At 69.1% G+C, this 2,794-nt stretch carries 3 protein-coding genes; 1 reads left to right on the top strand and 2 read right to left on the bottom strand.

Annotated features, from left to right (window positions below):
* Positions 1 to 79 precede the first annotated feature (79 nt).
* Positions 80 to 445 carry a hypothetical protein gene (locus ABZ914_RS49655; protein WP_433150663.1) on the bottom strand — a complete coding sequence of 122 codons (366 nt, stop codon included), beginning with the start codon at positions 443 to 445 and terminating at the stop codon, positions 80 to 82.
* Between the two features lie 348 nt (positions 446 to 793).
* Positions 794 to 1,804 carry an aldo/keto reductase gene (locus ABZ914_RS49650; protein ID WP_500201563.1) on the bottom strand — a complete coding sequence of 337 codons (1,011 nt, stop codon included), beginning with the start codon at positions 1,802 to 1,804 and terminating at the stop codon, positions 794 to 796.
* A gap of 625 nt (positions 1,805 to 2,429) precedes the next feature.
* Here ABZ914_RS49650 and ABZ914_RS49645 point away from each other — a divergent pair.
* Positions 2,430 to 2,723, top strand: coding sequence for a MafI family immunity protein (locus ABZ914_RS49645; protein WP_500201562.1), 294 nt, complete (start codon positions 2,430 to 2,432; stop codon positions 2,721 to 2,723).
* The last annotated feature ends 71 nt before the right edge of the window (positions 2,724 to 2,794 follow it).

Raw genomic sequence — 2,794 nt, 5'->3', positions numbered from 1 at the left:
CACTCCTGGGGTTGTGGGCCAGAAGGGGGGGGGGCCCCCCGCGCGCCCGCGCCCGGCCCGGGCGGAAGGGACGGGACGGTCAGTCGGCGCAGATCGCGTAGACGCTGATGCCGACGTCGTTGTAGCCGATCTGCCGGCCGAGCGCGATCCAGCCGCGCCCGTCCTGCGTCGGGAACGACCCGACGAGGATGGCGCCGTTGCCCTGGGCCTCGGCGCCTCCCCCGAGAACGTGCTTGGTCCCGGGGCAGTAGAGGGTCCGTCGCTGGAAGTTGGGGACGTTGGCGTTCGGGAGGGACACGATCTGGTAGCCCGCCGGGAGCTCGGCGACCCGCGCCGGGGACCGGCTTGCGTCGGTGCTCTGCGCACTGGCGACGCCGGCGGACGCCAGGCAGGTCGCCGCCGCGGCCACGGCCAGGGCCACGGAGGTCGTCTTCAGGGACGGCATGTGCTCTCCTTCTATGTTGATCTCCCGCACCGCCCGCACCCGCTTCGCGAGACGGTGGGGAGCCGAGAATCTCGAACACGTTGAGTGTCGCTGGAAATACGCGGAGTATCCATAGCTGTCCGCACACATTCGATAACGGAGAGTATCGGAAGGCGATTACGGAGGGTGTTTATCGCCGCCGGAACCCCGCCACCTGCCGCAATGGCCCGCCGAGGCAAAGGCGCCTGGCCTCGTCCGGCCATCGGGTTGCGCCACCCGACCACCGCCACGGATGGCGCGCTAATGGCGGAGACCCCGTTTCCACGACCGGAAAACGGGTCCTGGTGGGCGGGCCCGGCGGTAGCCGGACTACCGGGAGCCCGCCACAGGCTGCCGCTTGTAGAAGGACTCCTGCAGGTAGGCGGCCTCGTGCGGCTGGTAGGGCTCCTCCAGGTAGGCGGCCTCGTCGTCGTCGAGTTCGACGTCCACCGCGGCGACCGCGTCGGCCAGCTGGGCCGGCTTGGTGACCCCCACGATCGGCGAGGTCACCACCGGGTTGCGCATGACCCAGGCCAGGGCGACCTGCGCCGGGGACAGACCCCGCTTGCCCGCGATCTCCTGGACGCGCTCGGCCACGGCCTGGTCCTCGTCGCGATAGAGGATCTTGCCCCCCGGGTCGGTCTCGGCTCGCGCCGTGGCGGTGTCCCGGCCCCGCGTCAGCCTGCCCCGCGCCAGCGGGCTCCACGGGATCACGCCGATGCCCTGGTCGGCGCAGAGCGGGAACATCTCCCGCTCTGCCTCTCGGTGGATGAGGTTGTAGTGGTCCTGCATCGACACGAACCGGGTCCAGCCGTTCAGGTCGGCCAGGAACAGCGCCTTGGCGAACTGCCAGGCGTGCATGGAAGAGGCTCCGATGTAGCGGACCTTCCCGGACTTGACCGCGTCGTGCAGCGCCTGCAGGGTTTCCTCGATCGGGGTGTCGTAGTCCCAGCGGTGGATCTGGTACAGGTCGATGTAGTCGGTCCCCAGCCGCTTCAGGGAGGCGTCGAGCTCGGCGAAGATCGCCTTGCGGGACAGCCCGGCGCCGTTCGGGCCGGGGCGCATCCGCATCCAGACCTTGGCGGCGAGAACGATCTCCTCGCGCCGGGCGAAGTCCTTGACCGCCTGACCGACGATCTCCTCGCTGCTTCCGGCGCTGTACCCGTTGGCCGTGTCGAGGAAGTTGACGCCGCTCTCGAGGGCCTGCTTGATGATGTCCCGGCTGGCGTCCGCGCCCAGCGACCAGGGCTCGCCGCCCCGGCCCGGCTCGCCGAAGCTCATGCAGCCGAGGGTGATGGCGGAGACTTCCAGCCCGGTCGTTCCGAGTTTGATGTATCGCACGCTTCCGAAAACTAGGAGCTGGAGTGCACTCCAACGCAAATTCGAAAGCACGGGCCCTACGCGCCCTGCCAGTTCTCCAAGCGTGCGAGGCACTACTCAGCCCCAACCCCTACCCGCGGGAACTCTTCGTCACAGCGAGGAGTCGGCGATTGGAACCCGTCCGCGCCCACCAAGATCAGGGCCATGTTCCACAGTCGTGGAACATGGCCCTTCCTCATTCGAGTGACAAAGTGATTGTAAGGACTCGTGATCACCCGAAAACCGGCCATGACCTGCGTCGGAGCACGCTCCCGGACGGCCCGTCTCCCCACCTGCCGCAACCTAATGGCACGCGTATGGCACGCCCACACCTGGCACCTCGCACCTGCCTGCACCGGCCCGGACAGTGCTCCCCGTGGCGGCCGTGGGCGTGCGGCGTAGCCGCTGCTCTTCCCCCACCTTCCTCCCTCAGGCCCGACGAGACCTGCACTTATCACGCAGTGACGCCCGAAGGGCGCCCTTGACAGGTTCCGGCTGCCGCCATCCTCAACAGCTCGGGGTCGGGGGAGCCCCGCCCCCTTCCAGCCCAATCGACGGCGCACCTCAGCCACTTGGCGGTGGCGCGTGATGCCGATAGGGATGCCTCATGGGCTTGTACCGCAGGCATGAGGACTACATCGCCGTCCGTGCATGGGAGACGCGCATGGCGGCGCTGTTGCGTCTGGTGGCGGATCGGCTGACTGATGACCAACTCCGCTGGGGCACGGAGTTCCTTGCGCATGCTGAGTACGGCCTTGCGATCGAATCGGTTGCGGACTGGCTGGCGGAAGAAGACCGGCCCCTCGCCCTGGCTGAGCGGGCAGAGATGACGGCGCTGGCCGGTGAGCTGGGTGCCGATGTACTTGCCCGCGTCGAGCGGAGCCTTGGCCATTGCCTGTAGCGGCGGCGCGGCCCCCGTGGCGACAGGACGGGGCGGGGCCGGCGGCCGCGTCGCGATGCGCGGCCCGGCGC

Source organism: Spirillospora sp. NPDC046719, from assembly GCF_040645715.1.
In the GTDB taxonomy this organism is placed as follows: domain Bacteria; phylum Actinomycetota; class Actinomycetes; order Streptosporangiales; family Streptosporangiaceae; genus Spirillospora.
The sequence above is the reverse complement of the archived record's forward strand: the minus strand, read 5'-3'. Positions and strand labels throughout refer to the sequence as shown.